Origin of the sequence: Nonomuraea sp. NPDC026600 (assembly GCF_040638335.1) — a bacterium.
In the GTDB taxonomy this organism is placed as follows: domain Bacteria; phylum Actinomycetota; class Actinomycetes; order Streptosporangiales; family Streptosporangiaceae; genus Nonomuraea.
Window position 1 is genome coordinate 72383 of the sequence record NZ_JBEZYD010000024.1, and the last position, 21183, is coordinate 93565.

The 21183-nt window shown below is 70.6% G+C and carries 24 protein-coding genes; 10 read left to right on the forward strand and 14 right to left on the reverse strand.

All coding sequences use genetic code 11. The features are described 5' to 3' along the window. Positions 1 to 75: 75 nt before the first annotated feature. From AB0F17_RS40945 to AB0F17_RS40960, 4 genes are read right to left on the reverse strand one after another with little or no spacing between them, the layout of a single operon-like run. Entirely contained in the window at positions 76 to 516 is a 441-nt protein-coding gene (locus AB0F17_RS40945) for a nucleotidyl transferase AbiEii/AbiGii toxin family protein (protein ID WP_358034539.1), read from the reverse strand. Continuing rightward, the gene (locus AB0F17_RS40950) at positions 441 to 878 is read right to left on the reverse strand and encodes a hypothetical protein (protein WP_358034542.1); all 438 of its coding nucleotides are present in this window, start codon (positions 876 to 878) and stop codon (positions 441 to 443) included. The genes AB0F17_RS40945 and AB0F17_RS40950 overlap by 76 nt, the downstream gene beginning before the upstream one ends. Before the next feature lie 43 nt (positions 879 to 921). Further along, a complete protein-coding gene (locus AB0F17_RS40955; protein WP_358034545.1) occupies positions 922 to 1527 on the reverse strand; it encodes a class I SAM-dependent methyltransferase in 606 nt (201 codons plus the stop codon). A 39-nt stretch (positions 1528 to 1566) separates the two neighbouring features. After that, positions 1567 to 1842 carry a hypothetical protein gene (locus AB0F17_RS40960; RefSeq protein ID WP_358034548.1) on the reverse strand — a complete coding sequence of 92 codons (276 nt, stop codon included), beginning with the start codon at positions 1840 to 1842 and terminating at the stop codon, positions 1567 to 1569. A 107-nt stretch (positions 1843 to 1949) separates the two neighbouring features. Between AB0F17_RS40960 and AB0F17_RS40965 the strand changes: the two genes are divergently transcribed. From AB0F17_RS40965 to AB0F17_RS41005, 9 genes are all read left to right on the forward strand, one after another. Then, a complete protein-coding gene (locus AB0F17_RS40965; protein ID WP_358034551.1) occupies positions 1950 to 2465 on the forward strand; it encodes a methylated-DNA--[protein]-cysteine S-methyltransferase in 516 nt (171 codons plus the stop codon). 62 nt (positions 2466 to 2527) lie between these two features. Then, a complete protein-coding gene (gene miaA, locus AB0F17_RS40970; RefSeq protein WP_358034554.1) occupies positions 2528 to 3433 on the forward strand; it encodes a tRNA (adenosine(37)-N6)-dimethylallyltransferase MiaA in 906 nt (301 codons plus the stop codon). Positions 3434 to 3442: 9 nt separating this feature from the next. Next, the gene (dapF, locus tag AB0F17_RS40975; RefSeq protein ID WP_358034557.1) at positions 3443 to 4255 is read left to right on the forward strand and encodes a diaminopimelate epimerase; all 813 of its coding nucleotides are present in this window, start codon (positions 3443 to 3445) and stop codon (positions 4253 to 4255) included. Between the two features lie 51 nt (positions 4256 to 4306). Then, on the forward strand, positions 4307 to 5059 hold the full coding sequence (locus tag AB0F17_RS40980; protein WP_358034560.1) for a hypothetical protein: 753 nt from the start codon (positions 4307 to 4309) through the stop codon (positions 5057 to 5059). A gap of 19 nt (positions 5060 to 5078) precedes the next feature. After that, a complete protein-coding gene (locus tag AB0F17_RS40985; RefSeq protein WP_358034563.1) occupies positions 5079 to 7355 on the forward strand; it encodes a tetratricopeptide repeat protein in 2277 nt (758 codons plus the stop codon). Between the two features lies 1 nt (position 7356). Continuing rightward, the gene (locus AB0F17_RS40990) at positions 7357 to 8115 is read left to right on the forward strand and encodes a glucose 1-dehydrogenase (RefSeq protein ID WP_358034567.1); all 759 of its coding nucleotides are present in this window, start codon (positions 7357 to 7359) and stop codon (positions 8113 to 8115) included. A gap of 100 nt (positions 8116 to 8215) precedes the next feature. Then, positions 8216 to 8578: a phosphomannose isomerase type II C-terminal cupin domain gene (locus tag AB0F17_RS40995; RefSeq protein ID WP_214638474.1), complete on the forward strand. Its 363-nt coding sequence runs from the start codon at positions 8216 to 8218 to the stop codon at positions 8576 to 8578. 198 nt (positions 8579 to 8776) lie between these two features. Next, complete coding sequence (locus tag AB0F17_RS41000; protein ID WP_358034570.1) at positions 8777 to 8926, forward strand: hypothetical protein; 150 nt, start codon at positions 8777 to 8779, stop codon at positions 8924 to 8926. Positions 8927 to 9005: 79 nt separating this feature from the next. Further along, positions 9006 to 9674 (forward strand): HNH endonuclease family protein, encoded by a 669-nt coding sequence (locus tag AB0F17_RS41005; RefSeq protein WP_358034572.1) that lies wholly within the window; start codon positions 9006 to 9008, stop codon positions 9672 to 9674. A gap of 43 nt (positions 9675 to 9717) precedes the next feature. Here AB0F17_RS41005 and AB0F17_RS41010 read toward each other — a convergent pair whose 3' ends face one another. The 3 genes from AB0F17_RS41010 to AB0F17_RS41020 are packed head-to-tail and all read right to left on the reverse strand — an operon-like array spanning position 9718 to position 11971. Next, positions 9718 to 10026: a PepSY domain-containing protein gene (locus AB0F17_RS41010; protein ID WP_358034575.1), complete on the reverse strand. Its 309-nt coding sequence runs from the start codon at positions 10024 to 10026 to the stop codon at positions 9718 to 9720. Between the two features lie 35 nt (positions 10027 to 10061). Next, complete coding sequence (locus AB0F17_RS41015) at positions 10062 to 11297, reverse strand: HAMP domain-containing sensor histidine kinase (protein WP_358034578.1); 1236 nt, start codon at positions 11295 to 11297, stop codon at positions 10062 to 10064. Further along, a complete protein-coding gene (locus tag AB0F17_RS41020) occupies positions 11294 to 11971 on the reverse strand; it encodes a response regulator transcription factor (RefSeq protein ID WP_358034581.1) in 678 nt (225 codons plus the stop codon). The genes AB0F17_RS41015 and AB0F17_RS41020 overlap by 4 nt, the downstream gene beginning before the upstream one ends. A 93-nt stretch (positions 11972 to 12064) precedes the next feature. On the opposite strand from AB0F17_RS41020, the gene AB0F17_RS41025 reads away from it, so the two are divergent. Continuing rightward, positions 12065 to 12493, forward strand: coding sequence for a hypothetical protein (locus tag AB0F17_RS41025; protein WP_358034584.1), 429 nt, complete (start codon positions 12065 to 12067; stop codon positions 12491 to 12493). Here AB0F17_RS41025 and AB0F17_RS41030 read toward each other — a convergent pair. The 7 genes from AB0F17_RS41030 to aceB form a co-directional block, all read right to left on the reverse strand. Beyond that, a complete protein-coding gene (locus tag AB0F17_RS41030) occupies positions 12477 to 14390 on the reverse strand; it encodes a hypothetical protein (RefSeq protein WP_358034587.1) in 1914 nt (637 codons plus the stop codon). The genes AB0F17_RS41025 and AB0F17_RS41030 overlap by 17 nt on opposite strands. A gap of 62 nt (positions 14391 to 14452) precedes the next feature. Next, positions 14453 to 14665: a DUF2277 domain-containing protein gene (locus AB0F17_RS41035; protein WP_214638472.1), complete on the reverse strand. Its 213-nt coding sequence runs from the start codon at positions 14663 to 14665 to the stop codon at positions 14453 to 14455. Between the two features lie 69 nt (positions 14666 to 14734). Beyond that, positions 14735 to 15487 (reverse strand): IclR family transcriptional regulator, encoded by a 753-nt coding sequence (locus AB0F17_RS41040; RefSeq protein WP_358034589.1) that lies wholly within the window; start codon positions 15485 to 15487, stop codon positions 14735 to 14737. 19 nt (positions 15488 to 15506) lie between these two features. Further along, entirely contained in the window at positions 15507 to 16721 is a 1215-nt protein-coding gene (locus AB0F17_RS41045) for a heterodisulfide reductase-related iron-sulfur binding cluster (RefSeq protein ID WP_358034591.1), read from the reverse strand. 1 nt (position 16722) lies between these two features. Next, positions 16723 to 17961, reverse strand: coding sequence for an FAD-binding oxidoreductase (locus AB0F17_RS41050; protein WP_358034595.1), 1239 nt, complete (start codon positions 17959 to 17961; stop codon positions 16723 to 16725). Next, a complete protein-coding gene (locus AB0F17_RS41055) occupies positions 17961 to 19412 on the reverse strand; it encodes an FAD-linked oxidase C-terminal domain-containing protein (RefSeq protein WP_358034599.1) in 1452 nt (483 codons plus the stop codon). Before AB0F17_RS41055 ends, AB0F17_RS41050 begins: the two co-directional genes overlap by 1 nt. 129 nt (positions 19413 to 19541) lie before the next feature. Beyond that, positions 19542 to 21119: a malate synthase A gene (aceB, locus tag AB0F17_RS41060; RefSeq protein WP_358034602.1), complete on the reverse strand. Its 1578-nt coding sequence runs from the start codon at positions 21117 to 21119 to the stop codon at positions 19542 to 19544. Between the last annotated feature and the right edge of the window lie 64 nt (positions 21120 to 21183).

Sequence of the window (21183 nt, forward strand, 5' to 3'; positions counted from 1 at the left end):
GTACGGCTTTCGCCGTCGCCGAGCCGAACGCTTAACGGCTCAGTTGTCCCCCTCATGAGCCGAGCTGGTGCGCAATCAAAGATCCTCAGCGCGGAGAGACCGCTCCCAGCTCTGGAAGCGGTCGCGGAGCCGATCGATATCATCGCTCGCCAGACCATGGTGCGCCAGAGCCTGGTCAGGTATCCGCCCAAGAGCCGACAGGGCGACGGCGAACATGGTCCTGTCGAAGCCTGGATCGGCGTCCGCCGCCAAGCGGCTCAGATCATCGATGGTGTAATGGCCGCTGCGCAATACCGCGTCCACGTCGACGAAGTCGCGGACTTCGGCCCTGCCGTAGAGAGCTGCCACCTTGTTCCCGACCGCGTCGTCTTGATGGAGTACCGGGCCGATCTCCAGCCGAACCGGTGGATGGGCGCGCCAGTCCACCCCCATCTCGACCTTTACCGAGCGACCGCCCCCATCGGTGACGAGCAGGCGGGCGAAGCCGGGATTCTCCTGAGTGATCTCAGCCTGCATTCCAGCTTCTCGGTACGCATCCAGGGCGGCGCGGACCGCGGTATCGAGGCCCGCACCAGGTTTCGGAAACGGGCCTCCCACACTTGCCTGGCCTGGACGGGTAGGTAGAGTCGCGGCCAGATACGGACCAGGACTGAACCGTTCAGATAGGTGCGCAGGTCGTCCAGCTGAACCGCCTCGCGGATGACGCGCTCGTACATCAGCCCCAGCTGGCCGTCGTCCTTAAGGTCGTAGACACGCTGCTCTGACCAATCGAGGTGGAGCGGCAACTCCACGACCCCGGTGCTTGGCCCTGCCAGTTCGTGCAGATCGGCGGGCACCAGGTAGACGCGGTGGCTGGCGTAGCGTGACTGAGAGTTCACTCTTCCAGTCTGCCCGTTCGCCGAAGTATCCGCATCGCACGTCCTACAACTCGCGTGCGGGGACTTTCCGGTGGGTGAGGTGTCTGCGGGTCCAGCGGACCGCGCGCTGGACGACGGGTCCGGCCAGGCTGATCTCCCTGGTGGCGGACTTCAGGTTCTGGACGGCGGTACGGGATTCCGCCGCGGTCTTCTTCAGGTCCGCCGCCGTGCGCCGGAGCTCGGCGCTGAGCCGGCCCAGCTCGCCCAGGTCGCCGGCCGGTGCGGGCTTCTTGCGCTGGTTGACGCGGACGAGTTCCCGTTCGCCGAGCACGTCCGTGGTGTGCCAGAGCTCGGGGGTGGCGGCCAGCCACTCGAGCAGGCGCCGCTGGACGGGCGCGGGATCGCCCCACGTGGCGTACAGCTTCTGTGTGCTGACGCAGATCGGGGACAGCCCGAGCCCGGCGACCGCCTCCCAGACCGCGAGCGCGACGCCCGGCGTGTGCTCGCTGCGGTAGTCGTCGAAGGCGACGATCCCGTCCTTCCGCAGCACCGCACGCGCCGCCAGGACGTCCGCCTTGACGTGCGTGTAGAGGTGCGAGGCGTCGACGTGTACGAACCGGCAGGAGTCCGCCTTGACATGATCCAGGATCACCGAGGTCGGCCCGTGCACGATCTCCGGCAGGCTGTCGTGGACGCTCAGGTAGTTCTGCTAGAACCGCTCCCGGGTGAGCGTGGAGTAGGAGCCGGTGGTCTCCGCCTCGTTGGCGGCGTCGGGCGCCTCCGACTCGAACAGGTCGCAGACCGTGAACGACTGTCCCGGACGCAGGTGGCCGCCGATCAGGACCGCGCTCTTGCCGAGGTACGTCCCGAGCTCCAGGAGATCGCCCTGCGTGCCCGCTGACAGGAACCACTCGAACAGGCGCTGGTCAGTGGGCCAGAACCAGCCGGGGATCCGGTCCAGTGCGGCGGCAGTCGGTGCTGGCATGCTCGGACGCTAACAACTCGGATTCCCGGCCCTGAAGGGGCTTTGCCACATGGCCATCCGGGAGTCGCCTAGTGTTATGCCGGGAGTAATTCCTCCCAGGGGAGGACATGATGACTACGGTCGCGTTCGCCGAGGTGCCGACGCCGGTAGGGCCGTTCGTGCTGGCCGTGACCGAGGTCGGCCTGGCCGCCACGGGGTGGGGCGCAAGGACGCATCCGGGTGAGCGGCTCTCGGATCTGACCGAGGTGGACGACCCCGAGCGCACGGCCTTCGTCGTCGCCGAGCTGAACGCCTACTTCGCCGGTGACCTGCGTACGTTCGAGACCCCGATCGACTGGCGGCTGACCTCGGGGTCGCGGCGTCAGGTGCTGAAGACCCTGCACGGCATCCCGTACGGGACCGCCGTCACCTACGGCGAGCTGGCCGAGCGGAGCGGATCGCGGGTGCCGGCCCGCGGTATCGGTTCGATCATGGGATCCAACCCGATCCCGATCGTGGTGCCCTGCCACCGGGTCGTCGCGGGCAACGGGCTGGGTGGATTCAGCGGCGGCGAGGGTGTGGAGACCAAGCGCTGGCTGCTGACCCACGAGGGATACCTGCAGCCGACACTGCTCGATCTCTAAACGCTCGACCTCTAGACGGTCACCGGTCCGGCCATACCCAGACAGTTGACACACTTGTCGGTGTGCGTCAGCAGCCAGTCATCGCCGTCGTGGGTCCCACGGCAGCCGGAAAGTCCGATCTCGCCGTGGATCTCGCGCTCCGGCTGGGGGGCGAATGCATCAATGCCGACTCGATGCAGATTTATCGAGGAATGGACATAGGCACGGCAAAGCTTTCCCCGGCCGAGCAGCGGGGGGTGCCGCATCACCTGCTCGACATCTGGGACGTCACGGTGACCGCCAGCGTGGCCGAGTACCAGAAGCTGGCCAGGTCGCTCATCGAGTCGCTGGCGGCACCCGTGCTGGTCGGCGGCAGCGGGCTGTACGTACGCGCGGCCATCGACGACCTGGACTTCCCCGGCACCGACCCGGAGATCAGGGCCAGGCTGGAGGCCGAGCTGGCCGAACGCGGCCCGGCACCGCTGTACGAGCGGCTGCGAGAGGCCGATCCGGCCGCCGCGGTGGCGATCCTGCCGAGCAACGGCCGCCGGATCGTCCGCGCGCTGGAGGTGATCGAGCACTCGGGGCGCCCGTTCTCCGCGACCATGCCGTCGTTCGAGGCGATCTACCCGAGCGTGCAGATCGGGCTGGTGGTGCCCCGGCCGGAGCTCGACGAGCGGATCGAGATCAGGGTCGGGCGCATGTGGGCGGCGGGCCTGGTCGATGAGGTGCGGGGCCTGCTCGGGCAGGGCTTGGCCGAGGGGCGTACGGCGAGCCGTGCGCTGGGGTACGCCCAGGTGGCGCGCTATCTCGACGGCGAGTGGACCGAGGAACAGGCGTTCGCCGAGACCGTCAGGGCGACCAGGCGTTTCGCGCGCCGCCAGGAGTCGTGGTTCCGCCGCGATCCGCGGGTCCAGTGGCTGCCCTATGACGCCCCCGACCTGCTGGAGCGATCCCTGGCGCGAATCGCCGGCCAAGGCTCCGGATAAAATCGTCGCATGCGTTTTCTCAAGGGACACGGCACCGAGAACGATTTCGTCATCCTCCCCGACCCCGATGGCGAGCTCGACCTGTCCGCCGTGCTGGTCGCCGCGATCTGTGAACGGCGGTCCGGGATCGGCGCCGACGGCGTCCTGCGCGTGGTGCGCACCAAGCTCAGCCCCGAGGTGGCCGACCAGGCCACCACGGCCGAGTGGTTCATGGACTACCGCAACGCCGACGGCAGCATGGCCGAGATGTGCGGCAACGGCGCGCGCGTCTTCGCCCGCTACCTCGTCGAGACGGGGCTGGCCGGTGGGAGCGAGTTCGACGTGGCGACCAGGGGCGGCGTCCGGAGGATCCGCATCGAGGACAACGGCGACGTCAGCGTCGACATGGGCAAGCCCGTCGTCCGCGGCACGAGCGTCACCACCGTCACCGGGCAGGAGTACGAAGGCGTCCACGTCGACATCGGCAACCCGCACCTGGCCTGTGCCATCGGCGACCCCGTCGCGCAGCTCGACCTGACCCACCAGCCCGGCTTCGACCCGGGGGTCTTCCCCAGGGGCGTCAACATCGAGTTGTTCAACGCGGTCGGCGCCAGTCGTGCGGTCATGCGCGTCTACGAGCGCGGCTCGGGCGAGACCCGCTCCTGCGGCACCGGCACGATCGCCACCGCCGTCGCGGCCGCGGCCCTGTCCGGCGAGACCACCGGCACCTGGACGATCGAGGTCCCCGGCGGCACGGTCGTGGTCACACTCGACGAGGAGACCAGCTACCTGACCGGCCCCGCCGTCATCATCGCGAGTGGCAACCTGACGCTTGCAGAATGATGTTCTCCTGAGGGATGCTGAGTCCACTTCCCGAACCGAGAAGGGCTGGACATGGCGGACCCGAGAACCACGGCCGTGCAGGTCAAGACCCCGATCGGCCAGTACGGCGGCGGATTCATGCTCTCCAGGGAGGCCAAGACCCGCTGCGAGGAGCACGGCCTCGGCCCGCGTGAGTTCTACTTCCGCGGGCGCTGCGGGGTCCTCGGCGAGTGCGAGGCCGACGTGGTCACCTCCGTCGCGGTCTTCTTCCCCGCCGCCCACGTCGAGGAGAGCTGGTACGGCGGGCGCAAGCTGAGCGTCGAGCGGGCCGTCGAGATCTACGCGGAAGCCTGCCAGGAATGGGGACGCCGCCGGCTCGGCGACTTCGACGGCTGCGCCAGGCTCGCCGAACTGCTCGAAACGGTCGTCGCCCAGGCCCCGGCCGCCGGGGCGCCGCTGTTCGCCGGGTGGCGGGCCGTACCCCTGCCCGATGACCCGCCCGCGCGGGCCACGCAGCTCATGCATGTCCTACGGGAGCTGAGAGGGGCGCTGCACGCCAACGCGGTGATCGCGGCGGGCCTCCACCCGCTGGAGGCGATACTGGCGGCCGAGCACGACGCACCTTTCGGACACACCTCCGGTGAGGCGATGGCGCAGTTCTTCACCTGGCCGGCGCCGTACGAGAAGCCCGGCCCCGACGTGGTCGCGAAGCGGACCGCGGTCGAGGACACCACCGATGATCTGCTGGCATCGGTATTTTCGGTATTGAACAACGACGAATCGGACGAGCTCATCGAGCTTCTGCGTTTTGGGCACGGTCATTGACCTGGCAGACTGACTGCTCATGGACGTGGACATCTGGGCCTGGGTCGGTGAAACCCAGCAGCAGCTTTCTGAGGCGGGCAACGTGGGGCTCGCCATGGCGTTGGGAGACCTGCCCGCACAGGCCTATGAGGGGCGATACCCCCAGCTAGACGTGATGGCTCCGGCCATCGCACAGCAGGCGGAGGCCCTGGAGCTCCCGTGGCTCGAGTTCTACGCCCGCTACTGGCACCTGCTCGGCCGCGTGGGCGACCGCGCGCAGGGTGCCGTCGCGATCGGTGACGCCGAGCAGTTGCTGTCGTTCGCTCAGCGCGAAGAGGTGCGTGACTGCCCGGCCACCCCGGCCGCGGTCGAGGCGCTCGCGCTGGCGTGGGCCAACGCCGACGGCCCCGGCTACGCGGCCGAACGCCTGGAGACGCTCGACGCGGTCATCCAGGACCTCCAGCCGGCCGACCCCGCCTACACCGGGCTGGTCACGCAGTACATCGCCGCGCTCATCGACGCGGGCCGCGCCGGCGAGGCCGTGACCTACGCCGAGTCCGCCGTCGAGCGGCTGCGCGCCGCCGACCGCGAGGCGAGCTGGGAGCTCGGCGCCGAGAGCGCCCGTGCGCTGCTCACCGCCGGACGCGGGGAGGACGCGCTGGCCGCGCTCCAGGCCGCGGCCGACTTCCCGGCCGACGACCCGGTGGCCAAGGAGCACCGCGACGGCGTACGCCGCGCGCTGATCCTGGCCACGCTCGGCCGCATCGCCGAGGCCGTCGACGCGCTGCCCGACCTCGACGTGGTCGGCGAGCACCCGCGCTCGTGGGTGGAGTGGACGCAGGCGGTCGCCAAGCTGGCCGGCTCCTCGCAGATCACCAACACCTGGCAGCTCGGCCGCGTGCTGCGCCAGTGGATCGACTACTTCGGCATGATGGGCGGCTACCACGCCCGCTTCGAGCTCTCGCTGATCGCGGGCGAGCTGGCCATCGCCCGGCAGGGTGTCTGGCAGGCGAGGCTGCTGGCCGACCTGGCCCAGTCGGCCGCCGCCGAGCTGCGTGAGAGCGCGGGCGTGGCCGAGCGGATCGCCGCCCTGCGCGCCGCCGCCGACGCGACGGCCGAGCCGCCCGCGCCGTGCCCGGTCGAGGAGCGGGTGGCCTACTTCGACGCCGCCGACGGTCACAACGCCGACCCCGAGCGGTGGACCGGCTGGCTGGCCCCGCGCTCCGGTGAGGACCTGGAGACCACCCGCCGTCACACCACCACGCTCGGCTTCCTCGGCTACCCGGCGACGGGCGCCGACATCTACTGGAAGCTGCTGGTCGACTCCGGCGACCTCGCCGCCGCCGATCCCGACGACGTCTCCACCTTCAGCACGCTGCTCGTCGAGGCCCGCCAGGACGAGCGGCTCGAGCAGATGGCGGCGCTGCTGCCGCACGACACCCAATACCTCGCGCTGGCGCGGCTCCACAGCGCCCGCGAGCGCTGGCCGGAGGCGCTGGAGGCGGCCGAGCACGCCGTGGCGGCCGGAGCCGGCGTCGAGGCGCGCCGTCTGGTGGCCACCGCGGCCCAGCAGCTCGACGACAACGCCAAGGGCGCCCAGGCACTGCTCGAAGTGATCGACGAGATCACCGAGGAGGACACCTGGCGCATGATCGTCATGGCCACCTCGAGCGAGGACTGGGACATCGTCCGCAAGGGCATCGCCAAGATCGGCATGCCGGTCAAGTCGACCGAAGGGCCGATCGAGGAGGAGATGGGCCTCATCCGGGTCATCCTTCCCGCGCCCGACGGCGGCCAGCGGCAGATCCTGTCCATCCGCACCGGCCCGGCCACCGCCCGGCTCGCCCTGCCGCAGCCCCGCGGCATGGACTACAACGCCGGCGACCTGGTCGTGTTCGACCCGCAGTTGCTGGAGCCGGTCCCCGACGACCCCGAAGAGCAGCAGAACTTCGTGCCGCCCTTCGCCGCGGTGCGCATCCTGCGGCCCGGCGGCTACACCAGCTACTTCTTCGACGGCGCCGCGCCGAACGAAGAGGACTGGGCGGAGTTCACCGAGGTCATGGCCGAGCGCGGCTGGCCGATGTGGGTCTACAGCGACGAGAACTACACGGTCACCCACCCGACCGGCGGCGAGGCGCTGCCCGGGGTGTTCGGTTGGGTCGCGGTGCCGCCGGACGTCTCGGCGACCGAGGTCGACGCGCTGCTCGACGACGCCACCGAGCGGTGGTCGCACCCGCTGGCCTGGCTCGACCTGGCCAAGGAGGTCGACGTGGAGGTCGAACGCCACGAGCGGATCGTCAAGGAGTACGGTCTCTAGCATGCTTCAGCGGTTCAGCCTCGAGGGGAAGATCGCCATCGTCACCGGCGCGTCGTCGGGACTGGGCGTGGCGTTCGCCCGCGGGCTGGCCGAGGCCGGGGCCGACATCGTGATCGGCGCCCGGCGCCAGGATCGGCTGGATGAGACGCGGCGGCTGGTCGAGGAGACCGGCCGCCGGTGCCTGGCCGTCAAGACCGACGTGACGCGGGTCGAGGACTGCCAGGCGCTGGTGTCCGCGGCCGTGGAGACCATGGGCTCGGTCGACGTGCTGATCAACAACGCCGGGGTCGGCACCGCCGTGCCCGCGCTGCGGGAGACGCCGGAGGAGTTCCGGCAGGTGGTCGACATCAACCTGCACGGCACCTACTGGATGGCGCAGGCGTGCGCGCGGGTCATGCGGCCCGGCTCGTCGATCGTCAACATCGGCAGCATCCTGGGCGAGACGACGGCGGGGTTGCCGCAGGCCGCTTACAGCGCGTCGAAGGCGGCGGTGGTCGGGCTGACCCGGGATCTGGCGCAGCAGTGGACGGGGCGGCGGGGGATCCGGGTCAACTGCCTGGAGCCGGGGTTCTTCGCCTCGGAGATGACGGAGCAGTACAACCCCGCGTATCTGGAGCGGATGCTGACGCAGCGGGTGGTCATGGGGCGGGTGGGGGATCCGGCGGAGTTGGTGGCCGCGGCGGTCTTTCTGGCCAGTGACGCGTCCTCGTACATCACCGGCGCTGTCCTTCCCGTCGACGGCGGCATCCTCATCACCTGAGCGATTCGTCTGGTCGTGCACCGCCTGACCTGGAGGTCCGTGGTGCCTGGTAGTTTGAGCGCTGATTGATGGCGTGATTTTTCGGGACCCTGGAGGGGCGATGCAGGACATCGACAGGCTGGCGGCTGTGATCCGTGACGAGCGGCCGTGGGGTGGGTTCGAGCGGTTCACCCTCAATGAGGTGTCCACCGTCAAGATCATCGAGGTCTCGCCGGGGCAGCGGCTGAGCCTGCAGCGTCATGAGCACCGCTCCGAGCTGTGGGTGGCGCTCGACCCCGGGTGCGTGTTCGAGGTGGACGGGAAGCGGATCGAGCCCGCGGTGGGGGATCGGGTCCTGATCCAGCAGGGCCAGACGCACCGGCTCAGCTCGTCCGGGCCCGCCACGCGGATCCTCGAGATCGCCTTCGGCCACTTCGACGAGGACGACATCGAGCGCCTGGAGGATAGTTACGGGCGGTCGTAGTCGCTCTGCTCTCCCGTGGTGATCGTTCCCGCACTTAGGGGCGGGATCTTTTTTTGTCGTCTGTTTTACGGCCGGCCCGGTGAGCCCCACCCGCCATACGGGGCCGAGGTCTGTCCAGGGGCACGCTCCTCCGGTGGAGCGCGCTGGGCGCCGTGACGTGCGCATTCTTGGCCCCGTCCGTGGGACAGCCGGGCGCCGGTGGCTGGAACCCCGCTGTCCAAGGCCCGCACGGGTGTCACCTGCACCCGGCGGTGTGCCCAGACGCTGCTCGGCAAGGCCGCCGTCCTGCTCGAACGGATCACTGACGGCTGCCGGATCTACCGCGTACATCTCCAAATGGTTGCTTGACGTCCTTGAGGGATAAATCGTGCCTTAGGGGTAATTGCTCTACCTAGACTTTGCTAAAACTTTAGTCAAGGGGTAGAGCGTGCGGTTTCGTGTGGTTTTGGCCGGTTTGGCCACAGTGGGATTGCTCGCCGGATGTGGGCAACTGGAAGCGCAGACACCTCAAGCCGACTCGGGCAAGGCTCCATCGGCTGATGTGGGGGACGCCCGCAAGAAGCTGGCCAAGCTCGCCGTCAAAGGCCGTGCGCCGCAGACCGGCTATGAGCGGGAGAAGTTCGGCACCGCCTGGGCGGACGTCGACCACAACGGCTGCGACACGCGCAACGACATATTGAAGCGTGACCTGCACGACGAGAAGTTCAAGTCGGGCACCCACGACTGCATCATCCTCAGCGGCGTGCTCGACGACCCGTACAGCGGCAAGACCATCACCTTCAAGCGCGGCCAGGACACCAGCACCGCCGTGCAGATCGACCACCTCATCCCGCTCTCCGACGCATGGCAGAAGGGCGCGCAGCAGTGGACGGCGGACAAACGCAAGGAGTTCGCCAACGACCCGATGAACCTGATGGCCGTGGACGGGCCGCTCAACGGCCAGAAGAGCGACTCCGACGCGGCGACCTGGCTGCCGCCGCGCAAGGCGTACCGCTGTACCTACATCGTCAAGCAGATCGACGTGAAGGCGAAGTACGGCCTGTGGCTGACCACCGGTGAGAAGGACGCCATGGACGGCATCCTGAACTCCTGCTGACAATTCGGGCGCGCCTCTTCGAAGAGGCGCGCCCGGGGGTGCGTCAGTCGTCGTCGTCCGTACGGTCGGTGCCCTGGCTCAGGACCTTCCCCGTGGCCGCGTCGACGTCGAGGTCATGGTCCACATTGCCCTTGACCAGCTCCACCTCCCACACGTCCGGCCGGTTCCCGCGACCGTCGTAGGAGACCTCCTTGACCCACCCGCCGGGAACCTGCTTGTGCGCGATCTCGATGGCCCGCTCGGCCGTGACCTTCGGAGCGGTGGCCGTGGCGGCGGCGTAGGCGGCGCCGCCACCCGCGACGAGTACGACGGCACCGGCACCTGCTGCGACGAACTTGGTGATTGTGTTCATGCCGCCACACAATCGCGATCACCGGTAAGACCGCGCTAAGCCCCGGTTAACGTCACCTCCACCGTCGCTCCGCCCCCGGACGGGGAGGAGACGGACAGCCGCCCGCCCGCGTCCTCGGCCGTACGCCGCGCGATGTCCAGACCGAGCCCGGTGGATCCGCCCGCGCTGCTGCCCCGCTCCAGGAGCGCCCGGTCGAAGCCGGGGCCCTCGTCGGCGACGGTCAGCACGGCTCCGGGAGGGCGGGCCGCCAGCCGTACGGACAGGGCGACTCCCTCGGGAGTGTGCGCGAACACGTTGCCGAGCAGCGCGTCCACGCAGGCGGCGAGTTCCTCCGCGCGGACCGCCACGGGGAGCGGGCCGGGCGGCAGGTCCACCTCGACGGCCCGTCCCTGGTCCTCCGCGAGCACCGACCAGAACCGCACCCGCTCCCGTACCACCGCCGTCGCGTCGCACCCCTCCCGGTCGGCGGCGCGGCGGCGGGCGTCGGTGATGACCGCGCTCACGGCCCGCTCCAGTGCGTCCACACGGGCTCCGACGCGTTCCGCGTCGAGATCGTGCAGCGACTCCACGTCCAGCCTGAGAGCGGTCAGGGGCGTGCGGAGCCGGTGTGACAGGTCCGCCACCGACTCCCGCTCGGCCGCCAGCAGGTCGTCGATCCGCCCGGCCAGGTGGTTCAGCGCGAGCGCCACCGACCGCACCTCCGGCGGGCCGCCCGGCTCCGCCCGCGCGGCCAGGTCGCCACCGGCCAGCCGGTGCGAGACCTTGGCCAGCCCGTCGACCGGCCTGGTGACCGCGAGTGCCAGCCGGTCGGCCAGGACGATGCCCAGCACCATCAGTGCCAGGCCGAGCAGCAGCAGCGCCAGCCACGCCTCGCGGACCCCGCGCAGCAGTTCCGCGTCGTCCACGAACGCCCTGATCACCACCGTGCCCTCCGGTGAACGCACCGAGACGAGCACCTCCCTGCCGCCCGGCGCCTCGGCGGTGACGCTGCGGCCGGTCGCGGCCAGCCGTACCGCGTCGGAGCGGGGTGCGGCCGGGCCGAGCGTCCGCCCGTCGGGCAGGAACACCGTCACGGGGCGGGAGACCTGCGCCACCGCCAGCTCCAGGTCGGGCGTGCCGACCGCGACGGCGACCGACTCGGCGGCGGCGGTGGCGCGGTTCATGGCGCCGTTCGCCGCCACGGAGCGGATCAGCAGCGCCATCGGCACCAGCAGCGCGATCAGCACGACCGAGGTGGTCGCGGCCACCAGCAGCGCCAGCCAGCGCCTCACGACGGTCCGACCAGCTTGACCCCGACGCCGCGCACCGTGTGCAGGTAACGCGGTTCGGCGGCGGTCTCGCCGAGCTTCCTGCGCAGCCACGACAGGTGCACGTCGACGGTCTTGTCCGCCCCGCCGTACGGGAGCTGCCACACCTCGGTCAGCAACTCCCGCTTGGTGACCACCTCTCCGGGCCGGGCGGCGAGGTAACACAGCACGTCGAACTCGCGCGGCGTCAGGTCCAGCGCCTCGCCGCCGAGCGTGGCCACCCGCGCGCGCGGGTCGACGCGCAGCGCGCCGACCTCCAGCGGCTCGGGCGCGGTCTCGCCCGCGCGGCGCAGCACGGCTCTGATCCGGGCGTCGAGCTGCGCGGAGCTGTACGGCTTCACCACGTAGTCGTCGGCGCCCGCGTCGAGCACCGGCACCATCTCGGCGTCCCCGTCACGGGCGGTGGCGACGATCACCGGTACCCGGCTCACCGCGCGCAGCATGCGCAGCAGGTCCACACCGTCGAGATCGGGCAGCCCCAGGTCGAGCACGATCAGGTCGGGCCGGCCTTCGACGGCCAGCCTCAACCCGTCGAGGGCCGTGGGGGAGGAGGAGACGGCGTGGCCGAGCTCCCGCAGCCCGCGGCTCAGCGCCGTGCGGATCGCCACGTCGTCCTCGATGAGCAGGATGTCAGCCATATAGGGCAACGGTAGACGGTGTCAGGAGATGGGGAGGGTCGCCTTATCGTGGCGTTAACCCGGCCTTATCCGGAGACGGGGGAAGGTGGAGTGGTGAAGCGATTCGTGCTGGCCTGGGCCGCCACCGCGCTCGCCGCGACCGGTGCGGCCGTGGCGGTGCTCGGGCTGCTCGGCGGCGTGCTCACCGGCACGTCCGGGCGGGTGCTGAGCCAGGGCGAGATCCGCGCCGCCCTCTCCACCGCCACCGTACGGGCGCCCGGGACCGCCGCTCCGGCCGCTTCCGCGAGCCCGCGCGGTGGCGGGTTCATCCGCACGGCCGGCGGCACCGTGATCGCCTCCTGCGCGGGCGGCCTGGTGACGCTGCGGTCGTGGAGCCCCGCCCAGGGCTACTCCGTCGACGACGTCGACCCGGGCCCCCGGCAGCAGGCCATGGTCGAGTTCGAGGCCGACGAGGACGAGGGCGGGGACGTCGACGTGCGGATCGGCTGCTCGGGCGACCAGCCGATCACGCTTCCGCGCTGAGCGCCGCCTTCGTGAGCTCGGCCTGCTGTCTGATCTGCCCCATGATGATCTGGTTGACCCCCTTGGACTGGAACAGGGCGACCATCTTGTCCATCACCGCGTTGGCCCGTTCCAGGTCGCCCTGCCGGGCCTCGGCTCTGGCCAGGCGGCGCATCACCATGTTCAGGGTGATGTTGTCGACGCTGGCGTCACGGGCCACTGCGGTGAGCTGCTCGATGCCCTGCTTGAGGTCCGGTGGCCGGACCTGTACCTGCTTGTCGGTGGTGATCGCCTTGAACTCCCGCTCGGCGTTGAGTCCCTTGACCATGCGGGCGTAGACGGCCAGCGGGTGACCGCCGTACCTGCCGATCACCTCGTCCAGCGCCCGGTTGCCCGAGCTCAGCGTCGGCGAGTCGGAGCCGAGCAGTGAGAACAGCTTGCCCTGCTCGTCGCCCAGCATCAGCTCGGCCACCCGGTGGTCGTCCGCGCCGACCGGGTAACGGACCTTGACCAGGCAGGCGGAGGAGACGATGCGGGAGCCGTCGGCGGCGATGTACTGGGCGCGCACCTGGTATTCGCCGGGCTGCTGGAAGAAGTGCCCGTCGCGGCCGTGCCCGATGTACGCGCTCCGGTACATGGCCGGGTTGCCCGAGTCGAGCCGGATGTCGGGTGAGGCGTCGACGCAGTGCCGCATCATCGGCCGGTACAGCACGGTTCGGCCGGTCGGCTGGGTGATGGTGATCTGGGTGAACTCGGTGTCGGGATGGAGGTGGCCGTGCGTGGTGCGCGGCTCGCCGGTCGTGGACAGCTTCAGCTCCACCACGACGGGCTCGCCGAAGCCGAACGACTCCTTGGCCCGCAGTTCGAGCAGCAGCCCCGACCGGTCCACGATCGGCTGTTCGAAGGGCGCGATGTCGGCGGCGCCCGTGCCGAAGGCGTTCGCGCCCATGGCCACCTCCCGGTAGAAACCGTGACGGAGGTGGACGAGCTCGGAGTCGGTGAACTGGAAGGGGAAGGCGGTCCAGTAGCCCTGCTCGCCGCCGGGTTGGTAGTTCTGGACGTAGTTCATCCAGGACAGGTCGCCGAAGCCGCCGTTCGGGCCGAGCGGCTGGGGTGGATTGGCCAGGTTCTTCTGCCACGAGTGCAGCAGGTTGAAGGCGTGGCCGAGTTCGTGCACGTACGTGCGCAGTTGCGCCCGCTGCGCCTGCGGGGTGTCGCCCTTGATCGCGTCGTAGAAGACCGCGGACCCCTGCCGCTGGTGCGCGTCGTCGTAGTCGAACATGATGCCCCGGTAACCGCCCACGTGCTTGCTGGCCACCAGCAGCCACACCCGCCAGGCCGGAGCCTGCCCGAACGCGCTGAACTGCTGCGTCATCGCGTGATGCAGCTCGGCGTCGTCCCACGCCAGGTCCGCGCCCGACCCGTCGACCGGGATCACCCCGGGCGGGTTGACGGTCAGGCGGATCCCCGCCTCGTCGTAGGCGGCGGCCACGCTCAGCTCCCTCGCCGGCGAGCCCGTCGGGCCGGGCAGCGTCCCGGTCTGGTACTTCTCGAACGGTTGGGTGCCCGCCACCGAGTCCTGTTCCAGGAGCACGGTACGGAAGTGGCGACCGGAGAACGTCAGCTCGTAGGTCTGGCCGGCGATCTTGGCGGTGCCCACCGTGCCGCTGATCGTGACCGTCACGTCCTTCGCCGGGGTGTCGAACGAGAACGCCCCGCGCCCCGTGATCTTCGTCCCGGCGCCCTCGGCCCTCGCCGAGGCCGTGTTCACCACGAACGAGCCGGCGTATGACGTGGTCGCGCCGGCCACGGAGAACAGATCTCCGCTCACCCTCCCGGTGGGCCGCGCCCCGTCGACGTCAACCCGGAGTTCGAGGCGCGAGTCCCCGTCCCTACCCTGATACAGCCCACTGATCATGGGATGCCCCCTGGCGATCGATGCGGTTACACCGGGGACACTCCCTCCACTGAGGGATCGTGTCAACGTCCGCCGCGAACCTGTAGCGCCGCCAGCAACTCCTCCGACGCCCGGGTGATCGTCTCGACCGCCCGGTCGAACGCCTCGGCGTTGTGCGCGGCGGGCGCGCGGAAGCCGGAGATCTTGCGTACGTACTGCAGCGCCGCCGCCCGTACGTCGTCTTCCGTCACGTCCTCGGTGTACGGCGGGCGCAGGGTCTTGATGCTTCTACACATGCGGTCAACGGTAATAGGCGATGCGATCGGTTGAACGGGGCTGTTGCTCATAGCGTGACAGAGCGATCTTCAGCCCGCGCCGGCCACCGGGCTGAGCTCGGCGCCGAAGTCGAGCGCGAGCTTCCGCATGGCCGCGGCCAGCTCGTCCCGGTCGAGGGCGTCGATCCGCTCCGCCGGGCCCGACACCGACATGGCGGCCACCACCCGGTTCCCGTCGTGCACGGGCACGGCCAGGCAGTGCACGCCGAGCTCCTCCTCGCCCAGGTCCATCGCATAACCCCGGTCCCTGACCAGGCCGAGCTCGGTGAGCATGCCGTCGGTGTCGGTGATCGTGTTCGGGGTGCGGCGCGGCATGCCGGTCCGTACGAACACCGCGACCGCCTCATCGGCCGGCCGCCCCGCCAGCAGCACCTTGCCCACGGCCGTGCTGTGCGGCAGCACCCGCCTGCCGACCTCCGCGAACATCCGCAGCCTGCGCGGCGAGGGCACCTGTGCCACGTAGACGATGAAGTCGCCCTCCAGCACCGCCAGGTTCGCCGTCTCTCCCGACAGCGTCACCAGCTTCGACAGGTATGGCCGCGCCCACACGCCGACCATGCTCTCGGCGATGCCACCCAGCCGCACCAGGCCGCCGCCCAGCGCGTAGCGCCGGTCCGACTCCTGGCGTACGTAGCCGCGGGCCAGAAGCGTCTGCAGCAGCCGGTGGATCGTCCCGAACGGCAGCCCGGTCTTGGCCGCGATCTCCGACAGCCCCGCCTCACCACCGTGCTCGGCCAGCGCCTCCAGCACGTCGAGCGCCCGCTCGACCGACTGCACGCTCACCCGCACAACCCCCGTCCGGTCAAAGGGACACTCCGCGCAGCGACGCGTCCAGCACCTCGGCCGTGTGCGCCACCCTGATCTCCGCGCCACCTCGCCGCATCGCGGCGGCTATCTGCATCGTGCAGCCAGGATTGGCCGACACCAGCAGCTCCGCGCCCGTCGAGGCCACCGACTTGGCCTTCCTGTCGCCCAGGTCGCGGGCCGCCTCGGGCTGGAAGATGTTGTACGTGCCCGCCGAACCGCAGCAGATGGCCGACTCCGGCACCTCGCGCAGGTCCAGCCCCGGGATCGCCTTGAGCAGCTCGCGCGGCTGGGCCCGGATCCCCTGCGCGTGGGCCAGGTGGCAGGCGTCGTGATAGGCCACCGTGACGGGCAGCGGATGCCGGTCCGCCACCGGTCCCAGCTCGGCGAGGTATTCCGACAGGTCCAGCACCCGGAACCCCGGCTCCCTGCCCAGCAGCCGGCCGTACTCCTTCATCGACGACCCGCACCCGGCCGCGTTGACCACGACCGTGTCCACGCCGGCCCGGGTGAACGTCCTGACCGTGCGCCGCGCGAGCCGCCTGGCCTGCTCCTCGCGCCCCGAGTGCACGCTCAGCGCCCCGCAGCAGCCCTGTCCGGGCGGGATGACCACGTCGCAGCCCTCCAGCGCGAGCACCCGCGCGGTGGCCGCGTTGACCTGCGGGAAGAACTCGCCCTGCACGCACCCGGTGAGCATGCCGACCACGGCCCGGCGCGGCCCCCTGGCCCGGACCAGCCGCGGCAGCCGCTGCCGCCGCCCGGCCTTGGGCGCCAGCCCGGCCAACGCCCCGAGACTGGGATGCACCCGCTCCAGGAACGGCGCCATCCGCTCGGCCAACCACATCCCGGGGCGCAGCAGCCGCAGCCTGCGCGGGTAGGGGAACAGGCTGAACACGATCTCCCTGACCGCCCGCTCGCGCGGGTCGCGCACGTGCACCCGCTCGACCTCGGCCCGGGTCTGCTCGATCAACTGGTCGTACTGGACGCCCGACGGGCAGGCGGTGACGCACGCCATGCAGCCGAGGCAGGCGTCGAAGTGCCCGGCCATCTCCGGCGTCACCGGGGTGCCCTCGACGTGCTGCTTCATCAGGTGGATCCGGCCGCGCGGCGAGTCCATCTCCTCGCCCCACAGCACGTACGTCGGGCAGGTGGGCAGGCAGAAACCGCAGTGCACGCAGTCGTTGATCAGCTTGGGGTCGATGCCGGACGTCATGTCAGATGCCTCCCACGAACCGGCCGGGAGACATCCTGCGCCCCGGGTCGAACCGTTCCTTGACCCGCCGCATCAGCGGCAGCGCGCTCACCGGTCCCCACCGGTCCACATTCTCGTCCGGCGCGGCCAGCACGGTCACCCGGCCGCCCAGCGGCGCCAGGCGCTCCCGCAGACCGGACACGACACCCGCCAAGCCCGTGCCCGTGTCGCCCTCCGCGGCCACGATGCTCGTGTCGCCTATGGCGCCCGCGAGCTCGGTCCCGAGCTCCAGCCGGACCCGGCCCGCGACGGGCGAGCCGCGCAGCGCGAACCCGGTGCCGCGTACCGCCTCCAGGACCTCGCCCGCCCGCGCGGGCGGGAAGCGCAGCTCAAGCAGGACCTCGTCGTCCGTGATCAGCCCCCACCAGGCCGGTGCCTCGTCCGTGACGGTGCCCGCGCCCATCGCCTCGCGCAGCGCCTCCGCCCGCTGCCCGGCGGCCGAGCCCTCGACCAGCACGGCCAGCGTGCACGGCGCGTCCCCGCCGGGCCAGTCGAGCTCGACCGCGCTCGGCTCGGCCTGCGCCGTGGCGAGCAGCGCGGCCACCTCCTGGACGTGCTCGCGCGACTCGAACCCGGCCACGACATAGCGCCGGTCGGCGGGCAGCGGGTGCAGCCGGAACGTGGCCTCGGCGATGACGCCCAGCGTGCCGTACGAGCCGGTGAACAGCTTGCCCAGGTCGTAGCCCGCGACGTTCTTGACCACCCGGCCGCCCGACTTGGCCACGGTCCCGTCCGGCAGCACGACGGTGATGCCGATGAGCAGGTCGCGGGCCGTACCGTAGCGGAAGGCGCGCGGCCCGGCCGTCGCGGCGGCCAGCGTGCCGCCGACCGTCGCGCCCTCGGCGAACGGCACGTCCAGCGCCAGCTCCTGGCCCTGCGCGGCGAGCGCGTCCGCCAGCGCGTCCATCGTCACCCCGGCCTGGGCCTTCACCACGAGGTCGCCCGCGGCGTGCTCGATGACCTCGTTCAGGCAGCACAGGTCGAGCAGCACGTCACACCGTTCGGGCGGCGCGCCCCAGTGCAGTTTGGTGCCGCCGCCCGCGGGCACGACCGCCAGATCGTGCTCGGCGCAGGCCCGCAGCACGGCCGAGATCTCCTCGACCGACTCGGGCAGCGCCACCACGCTCGGGCGCACCCCGCCGACGGCGTCGTCCGGCCCGGCCTCCCTGACCGTCACGCCGGTTTTCTCCAGCCACTCCATCAGAACTGCTCCGCCTGCCCCGAGGCGACCAGCGGATGGACGCCCTTGCGCACCCCGGGCACCTCCCCGCACAGCCGCGGCGTGGGGAAGATCTTGCCCGGGTTCGACAGGTTCTTCGGGTCGAAGGCGCAGCGGACGAGCTGCATGGTGTCGAGATCGTCCGCCGAGAACATCTTCGGCATGTACTTCGCCTTGTCCGCGCCCACCCCGTGCTCACCGGTGATCGACCCGCCGTGCTCGATGCACAGGTCGAGGATCGCGCCGGAGACCACCTCGGCACGTTCGCCCGCGCCCGGCTCCGCGTCGTCGAACAGCACCAGCGGATGCAGGTTGCCGTCGCCCGCGTGGAAGACGTTGGCCACCCTGATCCCGTACTCCTGCGACAGCCGGTCGATGGCGGCCAGCACCTTGGGCAGCGAGGTGCGGGGCACCACGCCGTCCTGCACGATGTAGGCCGGGCTGATCCGGCCGACGGCCGCGAACGCCGACTTGCGGCCCCGCCAGATCGCCGCCCGCTCGGCCGGGTCGTCGGCCACCCGCAGCTCGAACGCCCCCGAGCAGATCTCCTGAAGCCGCTCGAACTGCCGGACGACCTCCTGCCCCGGCCCGTCGAGCTCGACGATCAGCACCGCGCCCGCACCCTCGGGATAGGAGCAGGCCACCGCCGCCTCGGCCGCCTCGATGGACAGCGCGTCCATCATCTCGATCGCGGCCGGCACGATGCCCGCGCCGATGATCGCCGACACGGCCTGCCCGCCCTGCTCGATGCTCTCGAACGCGGCCAGCACGGTGACGACGGACTCGGGGGTACGGCTCAGGCGTACCGTGATCTTGGTCGCTATGCCCAGCGTGCCCTCGGAGCCGATGAACGCGCCGAGCAGGTCGTAGCCGGGGTCCATGCGGTCGAGCGTCACCAGGTCGCCGTCAGGGGTGACGATCTCGCAGGCTTCGATGTGGTTGACCGTGAAGCCGTATTTGAGGCAGTGGGCGCCGCCGGAGTTCTCCGCCACGTTGCCGCCGATCGAGCAGATCTGCTGGCTGGACGGGTCGGGGGCGTAGTAGTAGCCCTGGTCGCGGACGGCTTCGGTGATCGCCAGGTTCGTGACGCCCGGCTCGACGACGGCCCTGCGGTTGGGCAGGTCGATCTCCAGGACGCGGCGCATCTTGGAGGTGACGATCAGGACGCCGTCCTCGCGGGGGAGCGCCCCGCCCGACAGCCCGGTGCCGGAGCCGCGGGCCACGAACGGCACCCCGAAGTCGTTGCAGGCGCGGACCACCCCGGAGATCTGTTCGGCGGTCTCCGGCAGCACGACCACGCCCGGCGTGGCCCGGTGGTAGGTCAGGCCGTCGCACTCGTAGGTGCGCAGGCGTACCGGGTCAGTGATCACCGAGTCGGCGGGCAGCAGCGTGTGCAGCGCGGCCGTCAGCTCGACGAGCGGCTTGCCGACCATGGCGCCCCCCTTCTTTCGGCCACCCTTGCTCTCTATCCGCCATCCTTGGTCATATCTGGATGATCGCACCACCTTTCCGGTTATATCCGGCGCTGACGCACCAGATATAACCGGAAATATCATCATTCTTTACGGCATGCGGGCGTACGCGGGGAGCGTCAGGAACTCGGCGAAGTCGTCGTCCAGCGCGACCTCCTTGAACAGCGCCGTGGCCTGCTCGTACAGCGGCTCGTCGTAGCCGGGCTCGGCCGCGATCTTCGCCAGCTCCTCCGAGATGATCTGCTCGACCAGCTCCTTCGTCACCGTCGCGCCCGTGTCGGACAGCGTGATGTCGTTGTGGATCCACTGCCAGATCTGCGAGCGGGAGATCTCCGCCGTGGCCGCGTCCTCCATGAGGTTGTGGATCGCCACCGCCCCGAGCCCGCCCATCCAGGCGGCCAGGTAGCGCAGCGCCACGTCCACGTTGCCGCGCAGCCCGGCCTCGGTGATCACGCCCGGCGTCTCGGAGACCGCCAGCAGGTCGGCGGCCGAGACCGAGACCTCCTCACGCGTCCGGTCGAGCTGGTTGGGCCGCGAGCCCAGCACGCCGTCGAACACCTCGCGGCAGATCGGCACCAGGTCGGGGTGCGCCACCCAGGAGCCGTCGAAGCCGTCGCCCGACTCGCGCGTCTTGTCGGCGCGCACCTTCTCCAGCGCCGTCGCGTTCACCTCGGGATCGCGCCGCGAGGGGATGAACGCCGCCATCCCCCCGATCGCGTGCGCGCCGCGCTTGTGGCAGGTCCGCACCAGCAGCTCGGTGTAGGCGCGCATGAACGGCGCGGTCATCGTGACCGCGTTGCGCTCGGGCAGCAGGAACTCGCGGCCCCTGGTGCGGAACTTCTTGATCACGCTGAACAGGTAGTCCCAGCGGCCCGCGTTGAGCCCCGCCGAGTGCTCGCGCAGCTCGTAGAGGATCTCCTCCATCTCGAACGCCGCCGGATACGTCTCGATCAGCACCGTCGCCCTGATCGTCCCCTGCGGGATGCCCAGCAGGTCCTGCGCGCGGACGAACACCTCGTTCCAGAGCCGCGCCTCCAGGTGCGACTCCATCTTGGGCAGGTAGAAGTACGGGCCGCGGCCCTTGTCGAGCTGCCGCTGGGCGCAGTGGAAGAAGTAGAGCCCGAAGTCGAACAGCGAGGCCGACACCGGCCGCCCGTCCACCAGGGCGTGCTTCTCGTCGAGGTGCCAGCCGCGCGGCCGGACCACGATCGTGGCCAGCTCGGCGTCGGGCCTGAGCGCGTAGGACTTGCCGCCGGTCTCGAAGTCGATCGTCCGGTCGAGCGCGGCGCGCAGGTTGAGGTGGCCGCTGACGCAGTTCGCCCAGAGCGGGGAGTTGGCGTCCTCGAAGTCGGCGAGCCAGACCTTGGCGCCGGAGTTGAGCGCGTTGATCGTCATCTTGCGGTCGACCGGGCCGGTGATCTCGACGCGGCGGTCCTCGAGGCCGGGAGCCGGGGGCGCGACGCTCCAGTCGCCTTCCCTGACCGCCTTGGTCTCCGGCAGGAAGTCGAGCCGGCCGCCCGCCGACAGCTCCGCCTGCCGAACCTGCCGGGCTTCCAGCAACTCCTGGCGCGTCGCGTCGTACTCCCGCTGGAGGGTCTCCACGAAGGCGAGCGCCTGCGGCGTGAGGACCTCGTCGAACCGGTCGAGCATCGGGCCGGTGATCTCCATGAGCCCCTTCTTCCATGATGTGGAAAATCAGTTCTGGATTATGGAAGCGAAGCTACTTCATGGG